This window comes from Brevundimonas sp., from assembly GCF_965278935.1.
Taxonomy (GTDB): Bacteria; Pseudomonadota; Alphaproteobacteria; order Caulobacterales; family Caulobacteraceae; genus Brevundimonas.
The window spans coordinates 2,086,110-2,109,167 of the sequence record NZ_OZ257124.1; the positions used below are offsets into that span (position 1 = coordinate 2,086,110).

25 protein-coding genes are annotated in these 23,058 nt (G+C 67.2%); 7 read left to right on the plus strand and 18 right to left on the minus strand.

Going from position 1 to position 23,058, the window contains the following annotated elements; genetic code table 11:
• Window position 1 precedes the first annotated feature (1 nt).
• The 3 genes from ACQY68_RS10500 to ACQY68_RS10510 are packed head-to-tail and all read left to right on the plus strand — an operon-like array spanning window position 2 to window position 4,239.
• Entirely contained in the window at window positions 2-1,348 is a 1,347-nt protein-coding gene (locus ACQY68_RS10500) for an O-antigen ligase family protein (protein WP_428149362.1), read from the plus strand.
• A 1-nt stretch (window position 1,349) separates the two neighbouring features.
• A complete protein-coding gene (gene parE / locus ACQY68_RS10505) occupies window positions 1,350-3,392 on the plus strand; it encodes a DNA topoisomerase IV subunit B (protein ID WP_428149363.1) in 2,043 nt (680 codons plus the stop codon).
• A 34-nt stretch (window positions 3,393-3,426) separates the two neighbouring features.
• On the plus strand, window positions 3,427-4,239 hold the full coding sequence (locus ACQY68_RS10510) for a hypothetical protein (protein WP_428149364.1): 813 nt from the start codon (window positions 3,427-3,429) through the stop codon (window positions 4,237-4,239).
• Between the two features lie 2 nt (window positions 4,240-4,241).
• Here the strand turns inward: ACQY68_RS10510 and ACQY68_RS10515 are convergent, their stop codons facing one another.
• Window positions 4,242-5,612, minus strand: coding sequence for an MATE family efflux transporter (locus ACQY68_RS10515; RefSeq protein WP_428149365.1), 1,371 nt, complete (start codon window positions 5,610-5,612; stop codon window positions 4,242-4,244).
• Between the two features lie 104 nt (window positions 5,613-5,716).
• Window positions 5,717-6,076, minus strand: a complete 360-nt coding sequence (locus tag ACQY68_RS10520) for a hypothetical protein (protein WP_428149366.1) — start codon at window positions 6,074-6,076, stop codon at window positions 5,717-5,719.
• 294 nt (window positions 6,077-6,370) lie between these two features.
• On the opposite strand from ACQY68_RS10520, the gene ACQY68_RS10525 reads away from it, so the two are divergent.
• From ACQY68_RS10525 to ACQY68_RS10535, 3 genes are all read left to right on the plus strand, one after another.
• The gene (locus ACQY68_RS10525; RefSeq protein ID WP_428149367.1) at window positions 6,371-7,972 is read left to right on the plus strand and encodes a DEAD/DEAH box helicase; all 1,602 of its coding nucleotides are present in this window, start codon (window positions 6,371-6,373) and stop codon (window positions 7,970-7,972) included.
• Between the two features lie 114 nt (window positions 7,973-8,086).
• A complete protein-coding gene (locus ACQY68_RS10530; RefSeq protein WP_428149369.1) occupies window positions 8,087-9,142 on the plus strand; it encodes a GGDEF domain-containing protein in 1,056 nt (351 codons plus the stop codon).
• A gap of 66 nt (window positions 9,143-9,208) precedes the next feature.
• The gene (locus tag ACQY68_RS10535) at window positions 9,209-9,994 is read left to right on the plus strand and encodes a lysophospholipid acyltransferase family protein (protein WP_428149371.1); all 786 of its coding nucleotides are present in this window, start codon (window positions 9,209-9,211) and stop codon (window positions 9,992-9,994) included.
• On the opposite strand, the gene ACQY68_RS10540 is transcribed toward ACQY68_RS10535, so the two are convergent.
• From ACQY68_RS10540 to ACQY68_RS10600, 13 genes are read right to left on the minus strand one after another with little or no spacing between them, the layout of a single operon-like run.
• A complete protein-coding gene (locus ACQY68_RS10540; RefSeq protein WP_428149372.1) occupies window positions 9,984-10,352 on the minus strand; it encodes a TfoX/Sxy family protein in 369 nt (122 codons plus the stop codon). The two genes, ACQY68_RS10535 and ACQY68_RS10540, sit on opposite strands and share 11 nt — an antisense overlap.
• Before the next feature lie 3 nt (window positions 10,353-10,355).
• A complete protein-coding gene (locus tag ACQY68_RS10545) occupies window positions 10,356-11,159 on the minus strand; it encodes a MetQ/NlpA family ABC transporter substrate-binding protein (RefSeq protein WP_428149373.1) in 804 nt (267 codons plus the stop codon).
• A gap of 21 nt (window positions 11,160-11,180) precedes the next feature.
• Window positions 11,181-11,843, minus strand: coding sequence for a methionine ABC transporter permease (locus ACQY68_RS10550; protein ID WP_428149374.1), 663 nt, complete (start codon window positions 11,841-11,843; stop codon window positions 11,181-11,183).
• A complete protein-coding gene (locus tag ACQY68_RS10555) occupies window positions 11,843-12,838 on the minus strand; it encodes a methionine ABC transporter ATP-binding protein (protein WP_428149376.1) in 996 nt (331 codons plus the stop codon). The genes ACQY68_RS10550 and ACQY68_RS10555 overlap by 1 nt, the downstream gene beginning before the upstream one ends.
• 1 nt (window position 12,839) lies before the next feature.
• A complete protein-coding gene (locus tag ACQY68_RS10560; protein WP_428149377.1) occupies window positions 12,840-13,238 on the minus strand; it encodes a HesB/IscA family protein in 399 nt (132 codons plus the stop codon).
• 7 nt (window positions 13,239-13,245) lie between these two features.
• Window positions 13,246-13,647, minus strand: coding sequence for an SUF system Fe-S cluster assembly protein (locus tag ACQY68_RS10565; protein ID WP_428152643.1), 402 nt, complete (start codon window positions 13,645-13,647; stop codon window positions 13,246-13,248).
• Between the two features lie 5 nt (window positions 13,648-13,652).
• On the minus strand, window positions 13,653-14,891 hold the full coding sequence (locus ACQY68_RS10570) for an aminotransferase class V-fold PLP-dependent enzyme (protein WP_428149378.1): 1,239 nt from the start codon (window positions 14,889-14,891) through the stop codon (window positions 13,653-13,655).
• Entirely contained in the window at window positions 14,870-15,892 is a 1,023-nt protein-coding gene (gene sufD, locus ACQY68_RS10575; RefSeq protein WP_428149379.1) for a Fe-S cluster assembly protein SufD, read from the minus strand. Before sufD ends, ACQY68_RS10570 begins: the two co-directional genes overlap by 22 nt.
• Window positions 15,889-16,650 (minus strand): Fe-S cluster assembly ATPase SufC, encoded by a 762-nt coding sequence (sufC, locus tag ACQY68_RS10580; protein WP_428149380.1) that lies wholly within the window; start codon window positions 16,648-16,650, stop codon window positions 15,889-15,891. Before sufC ends, sufD begins: the two co-directional genes overlap by 4 nt.
• 5 nt (window positions 16,651-16,655) lie before the next feature.
• A complete protein-coding gene (locus ACQY68_RS10585; RefSeq protein ID WP_428149381.1) occupies window positions 16,656-16,916 on the minus strand; it encodes a hypothetical protein in 261 nt (86 codons plus the stop codon).
• A complete protein-coding gene (gene sufB / locus ACQY68_RS10590; RefSeq protein ID WP_428149382.1) occupies window positions 16,916-18,382 on the minus strand; it encodes a Fe-S cluster assembly protein SufB in 1,467 nt (488 codons plus the stop codon). The genes ACQY68_RS10585 and sufB overlap by 1 nt, the downstream gene beginning before the upstream one ends.
• The gene (locus tag ACQY68_RS10595) at window positions 18,382-19,524 is read right to left on the minus strand and encodes a cysteine desulfurase family protein (RefSeq protein WP_428149383.1); all 1,143 of its coding nucleotides are present in this window, start codon (window positions 19,522-19,524) and stop codon (window positions 18,382-18,384) included. Before ACQY68_RS10595 ends, sufB begins: the two co-directional genes overlap by 1 nt.
• Window positions 19,521-19,991 (minus strand): Rrf2 family transcriptional regulator, encoded by a 471-nt coding sequence (locus tag ACQY68_RS10600; protein WP_428149384.1) that lies wholly within the window; start codon window positions 19,989-19,991, stop codon window positions 19,521-19,523. Before ACQY68_RS10600 ends, ACQY68_RS10595 begins: the two co-directional genes overlap by 4 nt.
• 158 nt (window positions 19,992-20,149) lie before the next feature.
• Here ACQY68_RS10600 and ACQY68_RS10605 point away from each other — a divergent pair, with 158 nt between their 5' ends.
• Complete coding sequence (locus tag ACQY68_RS10605) at window positions 20,150-20,800, plus strand: alpha/beta hydrolase (RefSeq protein ID WP_428149385.1); 651 nt, start codon at window positions 20,150-20,152, stop codon at window positions 20,798-20,800.
• Window positions 20,801-20,815: 15 nt separating this feature from the next.
• On the opposite strand, the gene ACQY68_RS10610 is transcribed toward ACQY68_RS10605, so the two are convergent.
• Genes ACQY68_RS10610 through ACQY68_RS10620 form a run of 3 tightly spaced genes read right to left on the minus strand, consistent with a single transcriptional unit; the run spans window position 20,816 to window position 23,057 of the window.
• Window positions 20,816-21,391: a 2'-5' RNA ligase family protein gene (locus ACQY68_RS10610; RefSeq protein ID WP_428149386.1), complete on the minus strand. Its 576-nt coding sequence runs from the start codon at window positions 21,389-21,391 to the stop codon at window positions 20,816-20,818.
• Window positions 21,355-22,554 (minus strand): exo-beta-N-acetylmuramidase NamZ family protein, encoded by a 1,200-nt coding sequence (locus ACQY68_RS10615; protein WP_428149387.1) that lies wholly within the window; start codon window positions 22,552-22,554, stop codon window positions 21,355-21,357. Before ACQY68_RS10615 ends, ACQY68_RS10610 begins: the two co-directional genes overlap by 37 nt.
• Window positions 22,551-23,057, minus strand: a complete 507-nt coding sequence (locus ACQY68_RS10620) for a DOMON-like domain-containing protein (RefSeq protein WP_428149389.1) — start codon at window positions 23,055-23,057, stop codon at window positions 22,551-22,553. The genes ACQY68_RS10615 and ACQY68_RS10620 overlap by 4 nt, the downstream gene beginning before the upstream one ends.
• Window position 23,058: the final 1 nt, after the last annotated feature.

Sequence of the window (23,058 nt, forward strand, 5' to 3'; positions counted from 1 at the left end):
CGTGCGACCGTCCGGCGAATCTCTTGAGATCAACGACCCCGGCCCGCCCCTGTGGGAACAGGCGGCGGCCATCGTCGTCATCATGATGCTGACCCAGGCCCTGATCGGCCCGGTCTTCGCCCCGACGCAGGAAGAGACGCCGATCCTGCGTCTCGTCTGGCTACCGGTCTATGCCGTCATCGCCGGCCTGATCGCCCTGCGTCCGGCGGTGCTCGTCCGGGCTTGGCCCGCCTGGCTGATCCTCGCCATTCTGGTGCTGCAGGCCTTCGCCTCGAAATGGTGGTCGATCGATCCCGGGGTGACCCAGAGACGGGTCATCGCCATGGCCATCTCCAGCGCCTTCGCCATCTATCTCGGGGTCGCCTTCCACGGGCGTCACCTGCCCCGCATGCTGATGATCTCGGCCCTGATCATGGGGCTGGGAAGCCTCGTCATGGTCTTCGCCTTCCCCGCAATCGGCGTGCACCATCTGGAGAACGCCGGCCTGTGGCGCGGGCTCTGGTACGAGAAGAACCAGATGGGCCTGGTCATGTCGGCCGGCGCCGTGGCCGCCGCCGCCTGCCTCGCCTCCGGGGACCGGCGACGATTGCTCCCCGCCATCACCCTCGCCATCTGCGCCGTGCTGGTGCTGGCCACCCAGTCCAAGACCTCGCTCCTCTGTCTGATGCTCGGCGTCGGCGCGGTCGGAGGACTGTGGGCGATGAACCGCGGCGGCGCGGCCTTCTCCATCGTCGCCATCTGGTTCGGTGTCGTCCTGACGGCGGCGGCGGCCTATGTCTTCATCACAGACCCGGCCATGGTGCTGAAGGCGCTCGGCAAGGATCCGTCACTGACCGGCCGCACCGACATCTGGGAAGCCCTGATGCGGGAGGTCTCGGAACGGCCATGGACCGGCTTCGGCTACCAGGCATTCTGGGGCAAGGATTCCGTCCCCGCCGCCTTCATCCGCGCCGAGACCCAGTGGCCGGTGCCGTCGGCGCACAACGGATGGATTGACCTGCTGATCCAGCTCGGCTGGCCGGGCGCGATCACGGTCGGGATCACGGTCGGGATCGCCACCGTCGTCACCGTCTTCCGCATCCCCGGCTCGGGCGCCCGCGAGGGTTACTGGGCGGTCGGCTACCTGCTGGTGTTCCTGCTTCTGAGCCTGTCCGAGAGCGTGCTGCTCAGCCACGCCAACCTGCCCTGGACCCTGCTGCTGGCGATACTGGCGCGCGCCCTGGCGTTCGAGCCCGATCCGGTCCGCGCGCCGCTTGCTACCGCGCGGTCACGGGCCTACCAGACGGCTCCCCGAATCGCCGCACACTCCGCCCATGCCCGCGTCCACCGTCCCGTCCCTCTTCGATGACATGCCCGAAGCGCCGAAGCCGGTCGCTGCGGAACCCACGCCCGCGCCCGCGCCGGAATCGGCCCTGAAGCCTCAGGCGGCCGCGCCCGCCCAGCCCGTCGCGCCCCACGTCCCGGGATCCTACTCGGCCTCCTCGATCGAGGTGCTGGAAGGGCTGGAGCCCGTCCGCAAACGGCCCGGCATGTATATCGGCGGCACCGACGAACGCGCCCTGCACCACCTGTTCGCCGAAGTCCTCGACAACGCGATGGACGAGGCGGTCGCCAAGCATGCGAAGCTGATCACCGTCGACCTCGACGCCGACGGCGTGCTGTCGGTCCGCGACGACGGCCGGGGCATCCCGGTCGATCCGCACCCCAAGCATCCGGGTAAGTCGGCGCTGGAGGTGGTCATGACCGTCCTCCACTCCGGCGGCAAGTTCTCTGGCAAAGCCTATGAAACCTCGGGCGGTTTGCACGGGGTGGGGGTCTCGGTCGTCAACGCCCTGTCGGATGTTCTGGACGTCACGGTCTGGCGCGACGGCTTCGAGTGGAAACAGTCCTTCTCGCGCGGCATCCCTCTGGGGCCGATCCAGCAGGTCCAGCCTTCGAAGAAGAAGGGCACCCTGATCCGCTTCCATCCGGACGCGGAAATCTTCGGCGTCGGCGCCGCCTTCAAGCCGGCCCGCCTGTTCCGCATGGCCCGGTCGAAGGCCTATCTGTTCCGCGGCGTCGAGATCAAATGGACCTGCGCGCCCGAGCGGATCACCGACGCCACGCCCGAAATCGCCACCTTCCACTTCCCCAACGGCTTGGCCGACGCCCTGTCCGAGCGGATCGGCGAGCTGGAGACCGTCACCCCGACCTTCTCCGGCCGCGTTGAACGCAAGGGCGAGACCGGCGCCGTCGAATGGGCTGTGACCTGGTCGCCGATCGGCTTCGGAGAGGCCGACGGCTTCGTCCAGTCCTACTGCAACACCGTCTCCACCCCTGACGGCGGCACGCACGAAGCCGGCTTCCGCGCCGCCCTGGTGCGCGGCCTGAAATCCTATGGGGAGCTGACCAACGAGAAGCGCGCGACCCAGATCACGGCCGAGGACGTCATCGCCAACGCCGGCGCCCTGATCAGCGTCTTCATTCGCAATCCCGAGTTCCAGGGCCAGACCAAGGACCGTCTTTCGTCCGCCGACGGGCAGCGTCTGGTCGAGGCCCTGCTGCGTGACCCGCTCGACCACTGGCTGACCGAAAACCCGCGTCAGGCCAACACTCTGCTCGGCTTCATCATCGAGCGCGCCGAGGATCGTCTGCGTCGTCGCAAGGACAAGGAGGTCCAGCGCGCCCAGGCCACCCGCAAGCTGCGCCTGCCCGGCAAGCTGTCGGACTGCAGCCGTCAGTCGGCCAACGGCACCGAACTGTTCATCGTCGAGGGCGACTCGGCCGGTGGCTCGGCCAAACAGGCGCGCGACCGCCAGACCCAGGCCATCCTTCCCCTGCGCGGAAAGATCCTGAACGTCGCCTCGGCCACCGCCGACAAGCTGCGCCAGAACATCGAGCTCAGCGATCTGACGCTCGCGCTCGGGGTCACACCGGGACCGCGCTTCGACATCGACGCGCTGCGGTACGAGCGGGTCGTGATCATGACCGACGCCGACGTCGACGGCGCCCATATCGCGGCCCTGCTGATCACCTTCTTCTATCGCTCCATGCCCGAGGTGATCCGCCAAGGGCGGCTGTTCATGGCCCTGCCCCCGCTCTACCGGATCAGCGCGGGCGCCCTGTCGGAATACGCCCGCGACGACGCCCACCGCGACGAGCTGATCGCCACCGTCTTCAAGGGCAAGAAGACCGAGATCGGCCGTTTCAAGGGCTTGGGCGAGATGATGGCGTCCCAACTCAAGGAGACCACCATGGACCCGAAGAAGCGCACCCTCGCCCGCGTCACCGTCCCGGAGTCCGAGGACGAGATCGAGGATCTGGTCGAACGCCTGATGGGCAAGAAGGCCGACGCCCGCTTCCGCTTCATCCAGGACAACGCGCAGTTCGCGCAGGCGGATCTCGACGTATAGGTGTAGGCTGAGCGCACTCATGGAGTGTGTGCGCATGCGTCTTCTGTTGCGTTCGGCCTTGGCCGTGTCGATCCTGTCAGTCCCGGCCGCGGCCTTGGCCCAGAGCGCTGAACGCGCGCCCGCCCCTGTCCCGGTCGAGGAATGGTCGCAGGCCAAGGTCAGCGCCATGGGCCGGGAAATCTATGTTCAGGACACGGCCGCCTGGGTGGCGACGGATGCCCTGATCCCGACCCTCACGGCCGAGGAACAGTCCACGATCCGCGGCTGGGTCGTGCTGGGCGACGGCGCGACGCGTACGGTTCGATTCCTTAAGGCTGACGGAGACGGGGTCGCGCCGGGTTGGGACATCGCGGTAACGGGTCGCACCGCCGCCGCCCCGACGCCCGCCGCCGAAACCACCATGACCGGCGAGACCCAGGCCCGGTTCCTCGCGCGCCAGACGGCGGCCGAGAACATCGGCGCGCTGCGGTGCGGCCAGTACAACTCCGTCGTCGCCCGTGATCCCGACAGCGACGACTGGCTGGTCTGGCTTCTGGCCAGCACGACCCAACAGGGCGTCATGCCGGTCGGCGGCCACTACAGGTTCAAGATCAGCGCCGACGGCCGGACGATGCTGCATCGTGACCAGTTGTCGAACGGTTGCCTGAACATGAATGCGAACCCGCCGCCCGGGCCGCAGGGCCGGCCGGCCGCAGTCGTCGTGTCCCAGATCGTATCCGCAGGCCCCGTCGAGACCCATGTCTTCCTGTCACTGCAGTTCGGCAAGCCGATCTACGTCGTTATCAGCCGGGACCGGCTGTACGCCGTCGAGGGCGATCGCATCCATCTGGTGGACACCGACCGCTGACCTCAGGCCGAGGTCGTCACCCCGCGCGGTGTCAGCCCGGCGAGCTTCAGCCTCAACTGATCGCGCAGGAACCACAGCGCCACCAGACAGTGGAGCGCGACAGAGGTGGCCGACAGATACCAGATGTGTTCCAGCCGCGCCCAAGGCTGGGCCGCTAGCCAGATGGCGGGCCCGGCGAAGGTCACGAGCCTGCTGAAGCTCCCCCACAGCGCCGGCCGCGTGTCGCCCAGCGCCTGGAAGGTCCCCGAGGCCACGAAGATCAGCCCGGTCGCCAGGAAGTTCAGCGAGGCGATCCGCAGGAACATGGCCCCCACGTCGATCACAGCCGGATCATGGGCGAAGACCGCGATCATGGCGTGCGGCCAGACCTGACAGACCAGGGTCAGGACCAGCATCAGTCCTGACGACAGCACCGCCGCATCCCTGACCGTGCGCCGGACGCGATCCGCGCGGCCCGCACCGAAGTTCTGGCCCGCCACCGGAGCCACGGCGAACGACACCGCCATGGCCGGCAGGAAGATCGACTGCATCACCCGCCCACCGACGCCGTACCCGGCCTGGGCCTCGCTGCCGAACTGGCGGATGACGCCGTAGACGACGGCCGTGATGACGAACATCAGCAGGAACTCGCCCGCGGTCGGCAGGCCGATGCCCACGATCCGGCGGCAGACGCTCCAGTCCGGCTTCGGCAGTTTCAGCGGATGGGCGATCAGGGTCTGGGACCGGCCGAACACGAACAGCATGCCGAGGAAGCCCATGCCAGCGGCGATCGAACTGGCCAGACCCGCGCCGAAGACGCCCAACGGCAGTCCCGTGCCCCAGCCCGCGATCAGTACGGGCGCGAGGACGGCGTTCAGCACGACCGTCCCCGACTGCAGCAACATGGTGGGCCGCGCCACGCCCGCCGCCCGCAGCGCCGATCCCATCGCATTGGTCGGGAAGCTCAGAGCCAGCGCGGGTAGGAATCCGAACAGATAGGCCTTGCCCATGGCCGTGGTCTCCGCGTCGGCAGCGATGGTGGCCAGCGCCGGTTCAGCCAGCAGATAGCCGACGACCAGGGTCATCGCGCCCAGTCCCAGGGACAGGATCATGGCCTGACGATAGACACCCTCGGCGGCGCCGAAATCCCTGGCCCCGATCGAGCGGGCGATCAGCGACAGCGCGCCCACGCCGACCATCTGGGCCAGCGCCAGACTGAGAAAGAAGGCGTTGCCGGCCAGTCCGACGCCGGCGATGGCCGCCGCGCCCAAGCCCGCGACGAAATACAGGTCGATGATGAAATACAGGGTCTGGAACACCAGCCCGATGCCGATGAACCCCGCCATCCCCACCAGTTTCCCGGTGATCGACCCTTGGGTCAGATCTTGTTGCATGGCGTCGCCTCCCGGAACTCCGGTCTGTCACGGGTTCGTCGGGAGGATTTACCCGGAGGAAATGCTGTCGTCAATATTTCCCGGGTAATATCTTCTGCCGGTACCTACCGTCCCCTTTGCAGGACGTTCGTCACCCGCCGCCCCAACGGATCTCGAGACACCCAGGTCTCACCGACGTCGGCCTGAATCATCGGCGAACAGAAGCGGGAAATCATCATGAAGGCCGGGCGGATACCGTTCAGGCAGACGCGCTCGCCCTCGACGCGCCAACGCGCCGCGAGCCGTCGCCCGTCCGAGAACTCGGCCGAATAGGTGCCGTCGCGATCGAACCAGTGCTTGACCCAGCCGCCGTCCGGGTAGCGCGACAGGACGGTGTTGCCGAAGGTCTCGTCGATTTCAGCCGAGGCCGTCATCGGGGCCGCCACGGCGGCTGCCAGCGCCAGGGCGCCGATCCATTTCCTCATGCCCTACCCTCACGCGGCATCCCAATCCCCGACGCCAATATTAACGTTCGTTCAGGAATTGCCAAGCGTGACTGTGGCTTGGGAATACTTGACTCTTGCGAGGGGGCTTCTATATCCGGCCCACGTTCGGGACAGGACTGGCTTACCGCGCCACCCGCTCGCCCAGAGACAGGGTGGTTCCGCGTATCCCCCGCCACGCCACGATGGCGCGGCCTCCCCGACCGATCCGTCTCGCATCGGTCGAACAGTCCCAACCCGGCGCCCCTGGTGTCCGGGCCTTTGTCCTAAGGACGCATGACCGAATTCTCCCAACTGGGCCTCTCGCCCACGACCCTGCAAGCCGTCATCGACACCGGCTATACGACCGCCACCCCGATCCAGGCCCAGGCCATTCCCGTGGCCCTCGCCGGCCGCGACGTGCTCGGCATCGCCCAGACCGGCACCGGCAAGACCGCCGCTTTCACCCTTCCCCTGATCGAACGCCTGTCCAAGGGTCGCGCCCGGGCCCGGATGCCTCGCGCTCTGGTTCTGGCCCCGACCCGCGAACTGGCCGACCAGGTCGCCATGTCGTTCGAGAAGTACGCCAAGGGCACCAAGCTCTCATGGGTGCTGCTGATCGGCGGCGTTTCCATGGGCGACCAGGTCGCCGCCCTGAACAAGGGAGTCGACGTCCTGATCGCGACGCCCGGCCGCCTGCTCGACCTGTTCGAACGCGGCAAGATGCTGCTGACGGGCGTCGAGCTGATGGTCGTCGACGAGGCCGACCGCATGCTCGACATGGGCTTCATCCCCGACATCGAGCGCATCTTCAAACTGACCCCGCCCAAGCGCCAGACCCTGTTCTTCTCGGCCACCATGCCGCCCGAGATCACGCGTCTGACCCAGGCTTTCCTCAAGGATCCGACCCGGATCGAGGCCTCGCGGCCGGCCATGACGGCCGAGACCATCACCCAGTATCTGGTCCGCATTCCCTCGTCGGATCCCAAGGCGAAGCGGGCCGCCCTGCGCGCCCTGATGGAACGGGCCGACGTCAAGAACGGCATCGTCTTCTGCAATCGCAAATCCGAAGTCGACGTCGTCGCCAAGTCGCTGAAACAGCATGGGTTCGATGCCGCGCCGATCCACGGCGACCTTGACCAGTCGCTGCGTACCAAAACGCTGGCCGATTTCCGCTCGGGCGCGCTCAAGATTCTGGTGGCCTCCGATGTCGCCGCACGCGGTCTGGACATCCCGGACGTCAGCCACGTCTTCAACTACGACGTCTCGCACCACGCCGACGATTACGTCCACCGGATTGGCCGGACCGGCCGCGCGGGCAAGCTGGGGCAAGCCTTCATGCTGGTGACCCCGGCCGACGACAAGGGCCTGGATAAGGTCCTGAAGCTGATCAAGATGGCCCCCGAGGAATTGGTCCTGGACATCGACTGGTCGAACCTCGGCGGCGCGCGTCGCCCCGCTGCGGCTCGCCCCGAAGGTCGCACCGAGGACCGTCCGGCAGAACGCGCCGAAGGTCGCCCCGCCCGCGGACGCAGCCGTGGCGGCCGCTCCGCGCCTGAACCGGTCGCCGAGGTCGCGGAAGCGGCTCCGGTCGCCGAGGTCGCCGCCGCGCCGGAAGGTGAGACCGCTGCTCCGGCCCGCCGCACCCGCAGCCGTCGCTCCTCCAGGCCGGCCGACAGCGTTCAGGTCGAGGCCGCACCCGCCGAAGTCGCACCGGTCGAAGTCGCCGCCCCGGTGGCGACACAGGAGGCCAAGCCCGCCGTCGAACCTCGCCTGCGCCAGGCCGATCGCCGTCCCGGCGGCCGCACCGAACGCGATGCCCCGCCCGCTCGCGAAGGCGCCGGTTTTGGGGGAGACATACCGGCATTTCTGCGTCGACCGACCACGCGTAAAGGTTGAATTCTACCTCTGTGCTGCCGATTTTGCGGCTCCGCTTAACCCGGCGTTACGGATCGCGGGGCTAGGGTCCGGCCTGTAGAGCGTTTGTTAAAGAACGCCGGTCGGGAAAACAGAATGTCCACACAGGTCCAGACCACGCTCCGTGGGCCCGAAGCCTTCGGCCTCGCCCGCAAGGCGGTCGAGGAGATGGAGCGTGCCGGCGTGTGGCCGACCCCGCTCAACTTCGAGCTCTGGATCCACTATCTGGGCGACCCCGACGGGGCGCTCGGCCAGGAAATGATGCGGCTTCTGGCCGCCGGCGACGCCTTCACCGAAGGCACGGCCGAGATGCTGGCCGCCGAATACCTGCCGCGTGGTCGCCTCTCCGAGGAGATCCGCGACGCCGGCGCCGTCCTGAACCGCGAACTGTCGACCGTCTCGGAAGCCATCGCCAAGGCCCAGCGCTCGCAGGCGGCCTACGGCGAAACCCTGGCCGGCGCCTCGGCCCACCTGGAAGGCGCGTCCGAGCCGACCGCCCTGCTCGGCGTGGTTTCCAAACTGACGAAGGCCACGAGCCAGGTCCAGGCCGAGAACGCCACCCTTGAGAAGCGTCTGGAAACCTCCACCAAGGAGGTCGCCCGTCTGCGCGAACACCTGGAACAGGTCCGCCGCGACGCCATGACGGACGCGCTCACGAACCTCGCAAACCGCAAGGCCTTCGACGAAGAGCTGCTGCGAGCCTGCGACGAGGCCGAGAAGAAGCGCCAGACGATGAGCCTCGCCGTCATCGACATCGACCATTTCAAGCGTTTCAACGACACCTGGGGTCACCAGACCGGCGATCAGGTCCTGCGTTACGTCGCCAGCGTCATCGGCCGCGTCTCCAAGGCCCCCCGCGTCGCCGCCCGGTATGGCGGCGAAGAGTTCGCCATCATCTTCCCGTCGGAGAGCGCCTCCGTTGTCGAAGCCGCGCTGAACACCATGCGCGAGGAAGTCGGCACCCGGGCCCTGCGCCGTCGCTCGACCAACGACGAGCTGGGCGCCGTGACCATCTCTGCCGGCGTCGCCCAGCGTCGTCCGGGAGAGAGCGGCTCCTCCCTGCTCGACCGCGCCGACGAGGCCCTCTACGCCTCCAAGCGAACCGGCCGGAACAAGGTCACCAACGGCGAACGGCTGGAAGAAGCGGCCTGATCAAACCGGTCAAGGTCGGACGCCAATCTGGTCAACCTGATCAACACAGTCTGCTAGGCTGACCGGATGCGAAGTTTTGCGTTCAATGTCGCCTACTGGTTCCTGTCGATCGCGTACGCTTCGGCGGCGGCCTTCGCGGCCCTCGCCCCGGGGCGCGGCGCGACCAGCTGGATCATCCGCCGCTATGTGAAGCGCATGGTTCAGGCCATGCGGGTGCTGGCGGGTATCCGGATCGAGGTGCGCGGCAAGGAGCGCCTGCCGACCGGCGCCTTCATCATCGCCTCGAAACACCAGAGCTGGGGCGACGGCTTCGCCACCTATGACCAGTTCGACGACCTCGCCTTCGTGACAGGCGACCACCTGGAAAAATTCCCGCTGCTGGGCACGGTGCTGCGCAAGCTCGGCGCCATCGTCGTCAACAACTGCGGCGGCCGTGAAGCCCGCGATTCGCTGAAACAGAGCGGCGCCACGGCCCACGCCGAGGGCCGCAAGATTCTGATCTACCCCGAAGGCAATCTGGCGAAGGTCGGGGAGAAGTTCCGCTACCGGTCCGGCGTCTGGCACATGTACCGCGACTTCGACATGCCGGTCGTGCCTCTGGCGTCGAACCTCGGCCTGTTCTGGCCGCAGGAAGAGTATGCGAAGCACCCGGGCACGGCGACGCTGGAGTTCCTCGATCCCATTCCGACCGGCTTGGACAAGGACGAGTTCCTCGCCCGCCTCGAAGCCGTGGTCGAGGACCGGACCGCCGAACTGATCGCCGAGGCGCGCGGCGGACCGGTCGTGCCGAACGTCCGCGTACTTGCGCCGGACGAAGCGGTTCGGGCGGCCAAGGCAACGCCTACGGCTTGACCTTCGGCTTGCGCGGCTTCTTCGCCGCCGCCTTTCGCAGCGCCGCGTCGATCGACTGACGCGCCCAGTCGACGGCCTCGTCCGGATCATCGAGGGCGGGTTCGGGCAGCGACCAGTAGGCCATGGTCATCGTCTCCCCATCCTTGGTCGGATAGGTGAACTGACGCGACCCGGCCGCCTGCAACAACGGTTCGTTGATCTCGTCGACCTTCAGCCAGACGATCCCGTCGTCGAGCAGGGCGAAGATCAGGCCGTGCGCATAGACAGCCCCCGCGCCGAACATCCGCTTGATTTCCAGCGGACCCAGCGCCGCGAAATGCTCGCGCACCCATTCGCCGAAGTCGGGATCGTAGGCCACGCGTCAGGCCGCAGGCACAACCGCGCCGTCGTACTTCGTGGCGATGAAGTCCTTTACCGCCTGGCTGCGTAGGGCCCGGGCCAAGGCCTGAATGCGCGGGTCGTTCTGATTGTCAGGCCGGGCGACGAGATAATTCACATAGGGGCTGTCGCCGCCCTCGAGCGCCAGGGCGTCGGTCTTCGGCTTCAGGCCGGCGTCGAGGGCGTAGTTGGTGTTGATCACCGCCAGATCGACCTGATCCAGTACACGCGGCAGGGTCGCGGCCTCGATCTCGCGGAAGGTCAGGTTCTTCGGGTTGGTGGCGATGTCGCGCACCGTCTGCAGCGGGTTCGTCAGATCGCGCAGGGTGATCAGGCCCGCCGACTGCAGCAGCAGCAGCGACCGGCCGGTGTTCGACGCATCGTTCGGCAGGGCGACATCGGCGCCGTTCGGGATATCGGCCAGCGCCCTGTGCTTGCGTGAGTAGGCCCCCAGCGGCTCGACGTGGACGCCCGCCACGGTCACAAGATCGGCGTTCCGGGCGGCGTTGAACTCGTCCAGATAGGGCTTGGTCTGGAAATAGTTGGCGTCGATGCGACGTTCGGCCAGCTGGGTGTTCGGCTGAACGTAGTCGTTGAAGACCTTGATCTCGATCGGGAAGCCTTCCGCCGCCAGCGTCGGTTTGATGAACTCCAGAATCTCGGCATGCGGAACGGCCGTCGCGCCCACGATCAGCGGCGACGATCCATCGGCGGCCTTCTCGGCCCCCTGCCCGCAGGCGGCGAGGACCAGCGCGGCGGCGGCGAGGATCAGGGTGCGTCGAAGCATGGGAACTCTCAGGTCATCAAATCAGCGGTGCGAGACCCTAGCGACCAGACGGTCGCCGATCATCTGCAGAATTTGTACGAGCACCAGCAGCAGAACTACGGTCACCACCATGACGTCGGTCTGGAAGCGCTGATAGCCAAAGCGGATCGCCAAGTCGCCCAGACCGCCCGCGCCGACCACGCCGGCCATGGCCGTGTAGCTGACCAGGGCGATGGCCGTGACCGTGGCGCCCGCGATGATGCCGGGCATGGCCTCGGGCAGCAGGGCCCGGGTGACGATCTGGAAGGTCGAGCCGCCCATGGCCTGGGTCGCCTCGACGACACCCTTGTCGACCTCGCGCAGCGCCGTCTCGACGAGGCGGGCATAGAAGGGCGCGGCCCCGACGACCAGCGGCGGGATTGCTCCGGCCACGCCCAGCGACGTCCCGACCAGCAGCACCGTCACCGGCAGCATGACGATCAGCAGGATGATGAAGGGCACCGAGCGCAGGATGTTGACGACCAGCGACAGCACCCCGTTCAGCACGGGATTGGCCGCCAGCCGTCCCTTGCCGGACAGGTAGAGCAGCACGCCCAGCGGGATCCCGAACACGACCGTCAGAGCCATCGCGCCGAACAGCATCAGCAGGGTGTCCCGCGTCGCCCGCAGGATCTCGGGCCAGTCGATGTTGACGAAGAAGTCCATCACAGCGCCTCCACCACCACGCCGCGCGCGGTCAGTTGCGCCACCGCCGCATCGGCGTCCCCACCGGTGAAGGCCACGACCATCTGGCCATAGGGCTCGCCCCGGATGCGGCTGATGCGGCCCGACAGGATCGAATAGTCGACTCCGGTCGAGCGCGCGACGCGGCTGAGTTCCGGTTCATAGGTCGAACCGCCCCGGAAGGTCAGTTTCGCCAGCCGCCCGCCGGCCGGAACGACCGAGGCGTCGTGGGTCTCGCCGCCCTCGCCTTCGGCCAGCATGGCGCGGGTCACCAGCGACTGCGGATGCAGGAAAACATCGGCCGTCGCCCCCTCCTCCACCAGCCGCCCGTCCTTGAGAACGGCGACGCGGTCGCAGACGCGGCGGACCACCTCCATCTGGTGGGTGATCAGGACGATGGTCAGGCCGAGGTCGCGGTTCAGCCCGTCGAGCAGGCCCAGAATCTCGTCGGTCGTCTCGGGGTCGAGCGCGCTGGTCGCCTCGTCGCACAGCAGGACGTCGGGCCCGCAGGCCAGGGCGCGGGCGATGCCGACGCGCTGCTTCTGACCGCCCGACAGCTGGGCCGGATGCTTCTTCGCGTGTTCGGCCAGACCGAGTTGGTCCAGCAATTCCGCCGTCCGCCGCTCGATCTCGGCCGCCGGACGCCCCTCGAGCTGCAGGGGGAAAGCGACGTTCTCTGCGATGGTCCTGGCGTTCAGCAGGTTGAAATGCTGGAAGATCATGCCGATCCGGCGGCGTGCGGCGCGCAGCTCGGCCGGCTTCATCGCCGTGATATCCTGGTCGCCGACGAAGACGCGACCGGCGTCGGGCGTCTCCAGCCGGTTTATGGTGCGGATCAGGGTCGACTTGCCGGCGCCGGAACGACCAACCACGCCGAAGACCTGACCCTTGTCGACGTGCAGATCGACGGCGTCCAGCGCCACGCGCTCGCCCGCCGCGCTGCGATAGCGCTTCGTGACCCCTTCGAGACGGATCATGTCAGTCGGCGTCCAGCGCCGCCGCCGGGATGATGGTCACGCTCTCGCCGCAGCCGCAGGCGTCGGTCTGGTTCGGATTGCGGAACACGAACTTCGACGCCAGCTTCGTCGTCTCGTAGTCGATCTCCGAGCCGATCAGGAACAGGATCGCCTTGGGCTCGATCAGGATGGTGACGCCCTTGTCCTCGACGACCTCCTCGAGCGGCGCGACCTCCTCGGCGTAGGCGAAGGTGTATTCCTGACCGGCGCAGCCGCCGTTCTTCACACCGACGCGCAAGCCCACGTAGGTCTTCTCGGCATTGGCCATGATCTCGCGCACGCGCTCTGCGGCGGCGTCGGTCAGGGTCACGACCTTGGGGCGTGGGCGGCGGGGGCGTGCGGCGGTCTGAAGGTCTGTCATAGCGTCCTCAGAACATGTTCAAGGCGAGTTTCGCCTCGTCGCTCATCTTGGAGGAATCCCACGGCGGATCGAACACCAGATTGGCGCGCGCCGACTTGATGCCTTCGACCTTCATGACCGCGTCCTCGATCCAGCCGGGCATCTCGCCGGCCACCGGACAGCCGGGCGCCGTCAGTGTCATGTCGATCAGGACGTCGCGGTCGTCGGACAGGTCGACCTTGTAGATCAGGCCCAGCTCATAGATGTCGACCGGGATCTCCGGGTCGTAGACGGTCTTCAGCGCTGCGATCAGCTCGTCGGTCAGACGGTCCAGTTCGGCCTGAGGCAGGGCGGCCTTCTGCGGCTCCGCCCAGGTGTCGGCGAAGGTCTCGCTGGTGCTGATCGGCTGGTCATTGGTTTCGGGGGACATCTCGCTCACACAAAGAACTCCCGCGCCTTGATCAGCGCGTCCACGAAGGCATCTGCATCCTCTGTGGTGTTATATAGGGCGAAGCTGGCCCGCGCGCTCGACGTGATGCCGAATCTTGCGGCCAAAGGCTCCGCGCAATGGGTCCCGGCTCGCACGGCGACACCGTACCGGTCCAGGATCTGGGCCACGTCATGGGCGTGGGCGCCCTCGACCACGAAGGTCAGGATCGCACCCTTGCCCGGCGCCTCGCCGATGATCCGCAGCCAGTTCAGGCCCGACAGGCGCGCGACGACATGGTCATAGAGCGCGCGCTCATGCACCGCGATCGCCGGACGGTCGAAGGCCATGAACCACTCCAGGGCCGCGCCGAGGCCCATGGCCTCCAGAATCGGCGGCGTTCCGGCCTCGAACCGGTGGGGCACGGCCGCATAGGTCACGCGGTCCTCGGTCACCGAGCCGATCATCTCGCCCCCGCCCTGATACGGCGGCAGGGCCTCGAGCGCGGCGCGCTTGCCATAGAGACCGCCGATCCCGGTCGGGCCGTACAGCTTGTGGCCTGTGAAGACGTAGAAATCGCAGTCCAGCGCCTGAACGTCGGGGCTGCAATGTACCGCGCCCTGGCAGCCGTCGACGAGAAGAAGCGCGCCCTCCGCATGAGCCAGATCGGCGACGGCGCGGACATCGTTCACCGTGCCCAGCACATTCGACATGTGGGTGACGGCGACCAGCTTCGTCCTCGGCCCGATCAGCGCCGAAAGACCCGCCATGTCCAACGAGCCGTCATCGAGAACCGGCGCCCACCTCAGCACGACCCCGAGCCGGTCCCGCAGCATCGACCAGGGCACGATGTTGGCGTGGTGCTCCATCTGGGTGACGACGATCTCGTCACCGGCGGTCAGCGTATGGCCCAGCCCCGCCGCGACGAGGTTGACCGCCTCGGTCCCCCCCTTGGTCCAGACGATCTGGTCGGCGCTTTCGGCGTTCAGGAAACGGGCGACGGTCTCGCGCGCCTGTTCGAAGGCCTCGGTCGTCTCGTTGGCCAGGGTGTGCAGGCCGCGGTGGACGTTGGAATAGCTCCTCTCCATCGCCGCCGTCAGGGCGTCGATGACCGCGCGCGGCTTCTGCGCCGAGGCGGCGCTATCGAGATAGACCAGCGGCTTGCCGTTTACCGTCCGCGACAGGATCGGGAACTGCGCCCGCGCTGCGTAGGGATCGAAGCGGTTTAGAGTCGAGCCGTCAGCCATGACCTCACCACCTCTCTCGCGTCTTCGTGCGCGATCCGGTCGACAACCTCGAACAGGAAGGCCTGGGTCAGAAGCGCCCTCGCCTCGTCCGCCGGAATGCCGCGCTGCTGCATGTAGAACAGGGCGCTTTCATCCAGATTGCCGATCGTGTTGCCGTGCGCGCACTGCACGTCGTCGGCGTAGATTTCGAGCTCCGGCTTGGCGTCGATCTCGGCCCGTTCGCCGAGGATCAGGGCGTGGTGACCCATGCGGGCATCGGTCCCGTCGGCGCCGCGCTCGACGACGATCTTGCCTTGGAACACCCCACGCGCGGTCTCGGAGACGACGCCCTTGGTCAGTTGCGAGGTGACGCCGTTCGCGCCTTGATGGCTGACCACGCTGGTCAGGTCGGACTGGCGCGAACCGGTCAAGGCATAGAGGCCGTCGATGCGAACGTCCGCGCCCTCCCCGCCATGAGCCAAAGTCGTGGTCTGACGTTGCAGCTTCGCGCCTGTGGTGATGGTCGTCTGGCGATAGGTCCCGCCCTTCGCCACCTTCACGTCGATGTCGGTGACGGAGATCGCGTCCTCGGGCTCCTCGATCAGGACGATCCGGGTCACTTCGGCGCCCGAGGCGACGTCGATGTCGAGCCGGTTGTGGGCGACATAGGTCGAGCCCGCGCCCTCGTGCGTTTCCAGCAGCAGCAGCTTGGCGCCCGGCCGCGCCACGACGCGGGCCGAGGCCGTGTGGCCGGTCCCGGTCGCGTTCGAAACGAAGCGCAGACCCAAGGTCTGTTCGCCCGAGGCGATGAAGTCGGTGACGCCCTGCGCCCGGCCGTTGGCGAAGACGATCGCCTCGCCACCGAGGTCGCTGAACGGTCCGGCCGCGCCCACTTCGGTCGCCGGCGACGGCTCAGGCGCCTCGCGTAGATACCGGCGGAGGTCGCTGTATTTCCAAGCCTCAGTCCGCCGCGACGGGAAGGTCGAGGCGTCGGTCAGGTCGATCTTCGGCTGGACGGTCACGCGGCGCTTTCGAGGGTTTGGGGCAGGTATTTGTCGTACCCTTCCGCCTCCAGCTGCAGCGCCAGTTCCGGGCCGCCCGAGGCGACGATGCGGCCGGCGGCCAGCACATGGACCCGGTCGGGTTTGATGTAGTCGAGCAGGCGCTGATAGTGGGTGATGACCAGCATGGCGCGGTCGGGCGAACGCAGGGCGTTGACCCCCTCCGACACGATGCGCAGGGCGTCGATGTCGAGGCCGGAATCGGTCTCGTCGAGGATCAGCAGAGACGGCTCCAGAAGGGCCATCTGCAGGATCTCCATCCGCTTCTTCTCACCGCCGGAGAAGCCGACGTTCAGCGGCCGCTTCAGCATGTCGAAGTCCATCTTCAGCGCCTTGGACGCCGCGCGGACCAGCTTCAGGAAGTCGGGCGCCGAGACCTCGTCCTCGCCGCGCGCGCGCTTCTGGGCGTTAAGCGCCGTGCGCACGAAGGTCAGGGCCGGCACGCCGGGGATCTCGATCGGATACTGGAAGGACAGGAAGACGCCCTTGGCAGCCCGCGCCGCCGGGTCGAGATCGAGCAGGTCCTCGCCGCGCCATTCGACGGCGCCGTCGGTCGCCTCATAGCCGGGCCGCCCCGACAGGGCGTAGCCGAGCGTGGACTTGCCCGCACCGTTCGGCCCCATGATGGCGTGCACCTCTCCGGCGGGAACGTCGAGCGTCAGCCCCTTGAGGATCGGCTTGTCGCCGACGGAGACGTGGAGGTTCTGGATCGAAAGCATTGAAGTCATTCTGTGTGGCGGTAGGCGAGGACGCCGAACGCGCCGAGACCGGCGGCGGCGATAATGAAAGCGGTGATCAGCGGCCAGGCGGCCTGGGTCAGGGCGATGCCGACCATAGCGCCGAGACCGCAGAGCAACACAAGCGCAAGCGCCAGCCCCATCGTCGTCCACCCTTGGGCCGTAACCGGGCGGATCGTTCCGTCGGACTGCGGCGGTCGGATGAACCAGACGGCGCGACCAGCCTTGGTCAGGCGGGGTGAGGTCATCACCCCACGCTCCCTTCAAGGCTGATCGCCACCAGTTTCTGCGCCTCGACGGCGAACTCCATCGGCAGTTTCTGCATCACGTCGCGGACGAAGCCGTTGACCAGAAGGGCCACCGCCTCTTCCTGCGACAGGCCGCGCTGCTGGGCGTAGAAGAGCTGGTCGTCCGACAGGCGCGTCGTCGTCGCCTCATGCTCCAGCTGGGCCGAGCCGTTGCGGGCCTCGATATAGGGCACGGTGTGGGAGCCGCAGTCCTTGCCGATCAGCAGGCTGTCGCACTGAGTGAAGTTGCGCACCCCCGTCGCCTTGGGATGCACTGAGACCAGGCCGCGATAGGTCGAGTCCGACTTGCCGGCCGAGACCGCCTTGGCGATGATCCGGCTCTTCGAGTTCTTGCCCAGGTGGATCATCTTTGTGCCGGTGTCGGCCTGCTGATGTCCGTTGGTGATGGCGATCGAATAGAACTCGCCCGAACTCTCCTCGCCCTTCAGGATGCAGGACGGATACTTCCAGGTCACGGCCGAGCCGGTCTCGACCTGGGTCCACGACACCTTTGACCGGTCGCCCCGGCAGTCGGCGCGCTTGGTGACGAAGTTGTAGATGCCGCCCTTGCCCTCGGCGTCGCCTGGGTACCAGTTCTGGACCGTCGAATATTTGATCTCGGCGTCGTCAAGCGCGACCAGTTCGACCACGGCCGCGTGGAGCTGGTTCTCGTCGCGCATCGGGGCGGTGCAGCCCTCTAGGTACGAAACGTAGCTGCCCTTGTCGGCGATGATCAGGGTGCGTTCGAACTGGCCGGTCTGGCTCGCATTGATGCGGAAATAGGTCGACAGCTCCATCGGGCAGCGCACGCCCGGCGGGATGTAGACGAACGACCCGTCGGAGAAGACCGCCGAGTTCAGCGCCGCGAAATAGTTGTCGGAGACCGGGACGACCGATCCCAGATATTGCCGAACCAGATCAGGATATTCGCGCAAGGCCTCGGAAATCGGCATAAAAATCACGCCGACCTTGGCCAGCTCGGCCTTGAAGGTGGTGACCACGCTGACGCTGTCGAAAACGGCGTCCACCGCGTATCGGGGCGCGCCCTCGACGCCGGCCAGCACGGCCTGTTCACTCAGGGGGATACCCAGCTTCTTGTAGATTTCGAGGATTTCCGGATCGACCTCGTCCAGCGACTTCGGCCCGTCCTTCTTCTTCGGCGCGGCGTAGTAGAACAGCGACTGGTAATCGACGGGCTCGTACTTCACCGCGGCCCAGGTCGGCTCTTCCATTGCCAGCCAGCGCTCATAGGCGGCCAGACGCCATTCCAGCATCCACTCCGGCTCGCCCTTCTTCTCGGAGATGAAGCGGACGATGTCGGCGCTCAGGCCGCGCGGGGCGTATTCCGTCTCGATGTCGGACGTGAAGCCGTGCTCGTATTTCTCGAGGGCGGCGACGGCGTCGATGGTTTCCTGAACGGCGGCCATTACGCGACTTCCTTCGTGCGCCCGGCGGCGCGAACCTGCTGGCGCGAATAGGCCATGACCCAAGCCTCGGCGAACCTGATCCAGTCGGCCTCGGTCGTGCCCCACCCGCCGGAAACGCGCACGCCGCCGGTCGCCAGATCCAGCCGCCCCATGGCGACGATCGCGCGGCTGGGCTTGGTCTTGCCCGACGAACAGGCGCTGCCGGCCGAAACCATGACGCCGTCCAGATCCATGACGATCAGTTGCTGCGGGCTGTCCCACTCGGGAACCGCCAGGAAAAGTGTGTTGGGCAGACGCGGCGCCCCCTTGCCCATGATCGTCGCTCCGGCCGCCTCGACCGCCGCCTCGGCCGCGTCGCGCCACGGACGGTGCGCCCCGGCCTTCGGCAGATCGCGCCGGGCGCAGTCGGCGGCGACGCCGAAACCGGCGATACCCGGCACGTTCTCGGTCCCGGCGCGCAGGCCGCGTTCCTGTCCGGCGCCATGCAGAATGCGAACCGCCGACGCGCCCTCCCCTAGCACAAGGGCGCCCACGCCTTGCGGCCCGCCCAGCTTGTGCGCGGACAGGGTCAGGCTGTCGGCGCCGAGCGCGCGCATATCGACCGGGATCTTGCCCGCCGACTGGATCGCATCGACGTGCAGCCAGCCCTTGGCCGCCCGGACCAGACGCGCCGCCTCGGCGATCGGCTGGATGACGCCGCTCTCGTTGTTGGCGTGATGGATGGCGACGACGGCCCGGCCGCCGGTCTGGTTCAGCAACTGGCCCAGCTTGACCAGATCGATGACGCCGCGCTCGTCGACGGGCAGCGGCTTGACCGACTTGCCCGACGCCATGGCCGCCTCGACCACGCACGGATGTTCGGTGGCGCAGACGATCAGCCGCTCGCACCCGGCCGCGATCGCGCTTTGCAGGGCCTGCGCGTTCGCCTCCGTGCCGCCGGAGGTGAAGATGACGGCTGTCGGGTCGGCGCCGACCAGTTCAGCGACCCTTGCCCGCCCCGTCTCGACCCGCGCTCTCGCACGGCGACCTGCGGCATGCACCGCCGACGGATTGCCGTTGTCAGCCAGAGCCTCAGCCATGATTTCCAGCACCTCGGGCCGCACCAGGGCGGAGGCGTTGTAGTCGAGATAGACGCCGCTCATGCCGCCACCCCGACTTCACTCGCGGCGGGACGCCGGCTGGTGCGGTTCAGGATCACGTCCTCCAGAGACACGCTGGACAGATAGCGATGAATCTCGTCGCCAAGGTCCTCCCACAGATTGTGGGTGATGCAGCGCTCGCCGCCCAGCATGCAGCCGCGCGGCGTGCCGTGGGCGGCGCAACGCACCGCCCGGATCGGCTCGTCGACCGCCAGGACGATTTCGGACACCACGGTTTCACCGGCCGTCTTGGCCAGACGATAGCCGCCGCCCGGACCGCGCACGCTACGCACCAAGCCGCCCTTTCTCAGGCGGGCGAACAGCTGTTCCAGATAACTCAATGAAATCTCTTGCCGCGTGGCGATTTCGGCCAGAGACACGGCGCGGCCCTCGCCGGCTTCCGACCGGCCATGCCGGGCCAGATCGGCCATCGCCATCACGGCGTATCGTCCCTTGGTCGACAGTCGCATCGCCCATCCTCAAAAATCGCGCGCTTTTCAGGGGTCTTGTGCTATGACCCGCCGCTTCGCGAGGCGGCCGAACGCAGACGGGACTTAGAAAGTCCTACCCCTGCGGTCAAGTATTCGGCGGGCCCGAAACGACAAAGTTGAACGGATTCCAGAGCCCCATGCCTGAAGTCATCCTGCCCGGCGCCTCCGGTCGCATCGAAGGCCGCTACTCCCCCGGCAAGCGCGCCAACGCGCCCATCGCCCTGATCCTGCACCCGCACCCCAAGGCGGGCGGGCACATGAACAACCCGGTGACGGTCACCCTCTATCAGCTGTTTCAGAAGCGCGGTTTCGCGACCCTGCGCTACAACTCGCGCGGCGTGGGCAAATCGCAGGGCGAGTTCGACAGCGGCATCGGCGAACTGGCCGACGCGGCCACGGCACTCGACTGGCTCCAGTCCAACAACCCCGCCGCCACCCAGACCTGGGTCGGCGGCTATCAGTTCGGCGCCTACATTGGCATGCAGCTTCTGATGCGCCGCCCGGAGACGGACGGCTTCATCTCGGTTTCGCCGCCGTCGAACATGTACGATTTCAGCTTCCTGGCTCCCTGCCCGGCCTCGGGCCTGTTCCTGCACGGCACCGCCGACACCATCGTGCCGCCAGTCGAGGTCGAGCGCGTGGTCAACAAGCTCCGCACCCAGAAGGGCATCGTCATCGACTACGAGCTGGAAGAAGGCGCCAGCCACTTCTGGCAGGACCACATCGACGCCGTCGACCGCCGCGTGGGCCTGTATCTGGACAAACGCCTGGAAGAAAAGCCGGCCTGAGGCCCACGCCAGGCGTCAATCCTTGAACAGCCAACGCTCGACCAGCTTATGCCGGGCTTCGCCGATATAGCTGATGATCAGGTCGATGCCGCGCGTCCGCCATTCGATCGGCTGCTTCAACGGATGTTCCGGGACCAGGCCATGGCCCCAGTTGAGGCTGACGTGTGGGGTGAGGCTCTTGGATTCTCCTCGAGTTTCCGAAGCTCGCAGCGCATCCACGATCTGGTGCTTCAGGCTCAAAAGGTCGGGGTGTGCCTTGGCCGCCGCCAACACGTAGGGCTTCTTGCGCTTGAGGTTGAAACTCAGGCCTCGCACAAGCGTCGTTGTCGACTGCCGCCCCTGCACGTCAGCGCAGATTCGCCTCGCCGAGGTGAGCGAAGCAGGCTCACCGTCCCATTCGCCAAGCGGGCAGATGGTCATGTGGAGCGTCTCGGGCTTCTGCGGCTTGACCCATCCGAAGTAGCCGGTGGCCAGCCGCTGCACCTCGACGATCTTGGCTATAGCTTCCTCGTCCGGCGTCGCGATGACGATCAGTTCTCTGGCGCCGGGCTGACTCAATAGATCAGGAACGGCTTGCGCGTCTCGATCCACGCCGCCTCGTCCGGCCCGGCGATTGCGTCGAGATCGGCCGCCGTCGAGGCCGGATCATCGACCCATTCGCGCAGCGCCGGACCGCCGTTGATCACATCGATCGGCAGCTTCCCGAACGCATATTCATAGGGGAAATCCCGCCACAGGTCGTAGTCCGGATACAGCCGCCGGATGGCCTTGAACCCCAGCGCCTGAACGCGCCACGGCCGGAAGGCGGCGTGGTCGTAATGCGGGCCCTCGACGTGGATCTGGACGCCGCTACACAGCTGGCCGACGTGTTTGTGGAAGGTCGGCTCGAACCACATGTCGCGCAGGACGCAGCCCTGCACCCACTCCGGGGCGAAGGCCTTCATTTCGGCGATGACGGCGCGGGCGTCGATGTCGGGGGCGCCGAACAGCTCCAGCGGCCGGGTCGTGCCCCGGCCCTCCGACACGGTCGCCCCCTCGACCATCACCGTGCCGGGATAGGCGCGCGCCATCGACAGGTTCGGGGCATTCGGGCTGGGGTTGATCCACGCCCGTTCGCCCAGCGGCCAGCCGAACCCCGGCCCCGCCTCGGGGTCATAACCCTGCATTTCGACGACCCGGTATGCTACATCGAGTTTGAAGTGATCGATGAACCAATGACCCAGTTCGCCCAGGGTCATCCCGTGCCGCATCGGCATCGGCCCGGCGCCGACGAAGCTCTCCCAGCCCGCGGCCAGGGTCGTGCCCTCGACCGGCCGTCCGGCGGGGTTGGGCCGGTCGAGCACCCAGACCTCCTTGCCGTGCTCGGCGGCAGCCTCCAGCACGTACAGCAGGGTCGTAATGAAGGTGTAGATGCGGCAGCCCAGGTCCTGCAGGTCGATCAGCACCACGTCGAAGGTGCTCATCATCTGGCCGGTCGGACGACGCACCTCGCCGTAGAGGCTGAAGACAGGGAAGCCGTGGACCGGATCGGTCTCGTCCGGGCTCTCCATCATATTGTCCTGCAGGTCGCCCTTCATCCCGTGCTGGGGCCCGAAGGCGGCGCTGATCCGCACGCCCGCCGCTATCAGGGCGTCGATCGAATGGGTCAGATCCGCCGTCACCGAGGCCGGATGCGCCACCAGCGCCACCCGCTTGCCCTTAAGAGCGGCCTGCAGGTCTGGCTCGGAGAGCAGGCGGTCGATGCCGAACTTCATGGCAGGTCCAGGGTGAAGGAATCAGGATGGTGGAAGTCCGGCTTATCGGACGGATGGGCCAGCGCCCAATAGGTCTTCGCGCCATCGACCGTCTCGATCACGGCCGACAGGCCCAGCCGTCGAGCGCCGATCGGCAGTTCGATCCGCCCTTCCAGCGCGACATAGTCCGATCCGCCGTCCAACCCGGCCACGACCGCGACCTCGCCCGCCTCTCGCATCCCGACGCGGTAATCGTCGAAGCGATAGGAGGCCCAAAGGCCGGAAGGCGACAGATTGAATTCGCGGTATCCGTCATCGGCGCCGACGAATGCCTCGAAACAGGTGTGCTTCCAAAGCTGGTCCGCCCGTCCTGGCGGCGCGTCATCGGGCCAGGCGATGAAGTCCGGGTTGTCATCGACGATGAACCGAAGCCACAACGAGACGCCTTCGCGTTCAAACTCGACCGATATGGCTTTCGGGTATTCAGCCACGGCGTCCGGGAAGGGTATCAGCGTGGCATGCATC

Coding starts and splice junctions, on each gene's coding strand:
- ACQY68_RS10585 (WP_428149381.1), bottom strand. CDS start 16,916: ATGACCTCACCCCGCCTGACCAAGGCTGGTCGCGCCGTCTGGTTCATC.
- ACQY68_RS10570 (WP_428149378.1), bottom strand. CDS start 14,891: ATGGCTGACGGCTCGACTCTAAACCGCTTCGATCCCTACGCAGCGCGG.
- ACQY68_RS10545 (WP_428149373.1), bottom strand. CDS start 11,159: ATGCTTCGACGCACCCTGATCCTCGCCGCCGCCGCGCTGGTCCTCGCC.
- sufC (WP_428149380.1), bottom strand. CDS start 16,650: ATGCTTTCGATCCAGAACCTCCACGTCTCCGTCGGCGACAAGCCGATC.
- ACQY68_RS10595 (WP_428149383.1), bottom strand. CDS start 19,524: ATGAGCGGCGTCTATCTCGACTACAACGCCTCCGCCCTGGTGCGGCCC.
- ACQY68_RS10515 (WP_428149365.1), bottom strand. CDS start 5,612: ATGCAACAAGATCTGACCCAAGGGTCGATCACCGGGAAACTGGTGGGG.
- ACQY68_RS10600 (WP_428149384.1), bottom strand. CDS start 19,991: ATGCGACTGTCGACCAAGGGACGATACGCCGTGATGGCGATGGCCGAT.
- ACQY68_RS10620 (WP_428149389.1), bottom strand. CDS start 23,057: ATGCATGCCACGCTGATACCCTTCCCGGACGCCGTGGCTGAATACCCG.
- ACQY68_RS10535 (WP_428149371.1), top strand. CDS start 9,209: ATGCGAAGTTTTGCGTTCAATGTCGCCTACTGGTTCCTGTCGATCGCG.
- ACQY68_RS10615 (WP_428149387.1), bottom strand. CDS start 22,554: ATGAAGTTCGGCATCGACCGCCTGCTCTCCGAGCCAGACCTGCAGGCC.
- ACQY68_RS10525 (WP_428149367.1), top strand. CDS start 6,371: ATGACCGAATTCTCCCAACTGGGCCTCTCGCCCACGACCCTGCAAGCC.
- ACQY68_RS10530 (WP_428149369.1), top strand. CDS start 8,087: ATGTCCACACAGGTCCAGACCACGCTCCGTGGGCCCGAAGCCTTCGGC.
- ACQY68_RS10565 (WP_428152643.1), bottom strand. CDS start 13,647: ATGTCCCCCGAAACCAATGACCAGCCGATCAGCACCAGCGAGACCTTC.
- ACQY68_RS10520 (WP_428149366.1), bottom strand. CDS start 6,076: ATGAGGAAATGGATCGGCGCCCTGGCGCTGGCAGCCGCCGTGGCGGCC.
- parE (WP_428149363.1), top strand. CDS start 1,350: ATGCCCGAAGCGCCGAAGCCGGTCGCTGCGGAACCCACGCCCGCGCCC.
- ACQY68_RS10560 (WP_428149377.1), bottom strand. CDS start 13,238: ATGACAGACCTTCAGACCGCCGCACGCCCCCGCCGCCCACGCCCCAAG.
- ACQY68_RS10605 (WP_428149385.1), top strand. CDS start 20,150: ATGCCTGAAGTCATCCTGCCCGGCGCCTCCGGTCGCATCGAAGGCCGC.
- ACQY68_RS10550 (WP_428149374.1), bottom strand. CDS start 11,843: ATGGACTTCTTCGTCAACATCGACTGGCCCGAGATCCTGCGGGCGACG.
- sufB (WP_428149382.1), bottom strand. CDS start 18,382: ATGGCCGCCGTTCAGGAAACCATCGACGCCGTCGCCGCCCTCGAGAAA.
- ACQY68_RS10510 (WP_428149364.1), top strand. CDS start 3,427: ATGCGTCTTCTGTTGCGTTCGGCCTTGGCCGTGTCGATCCTGTCAGTC.
- ACQY68_RS10555 (WP_428149376.1), bottom strand. CDS start 12,838: ATGATCCGTCTCGAAGGGGTCACGAAGCGCTATCGCAGCGCGGCGGGC.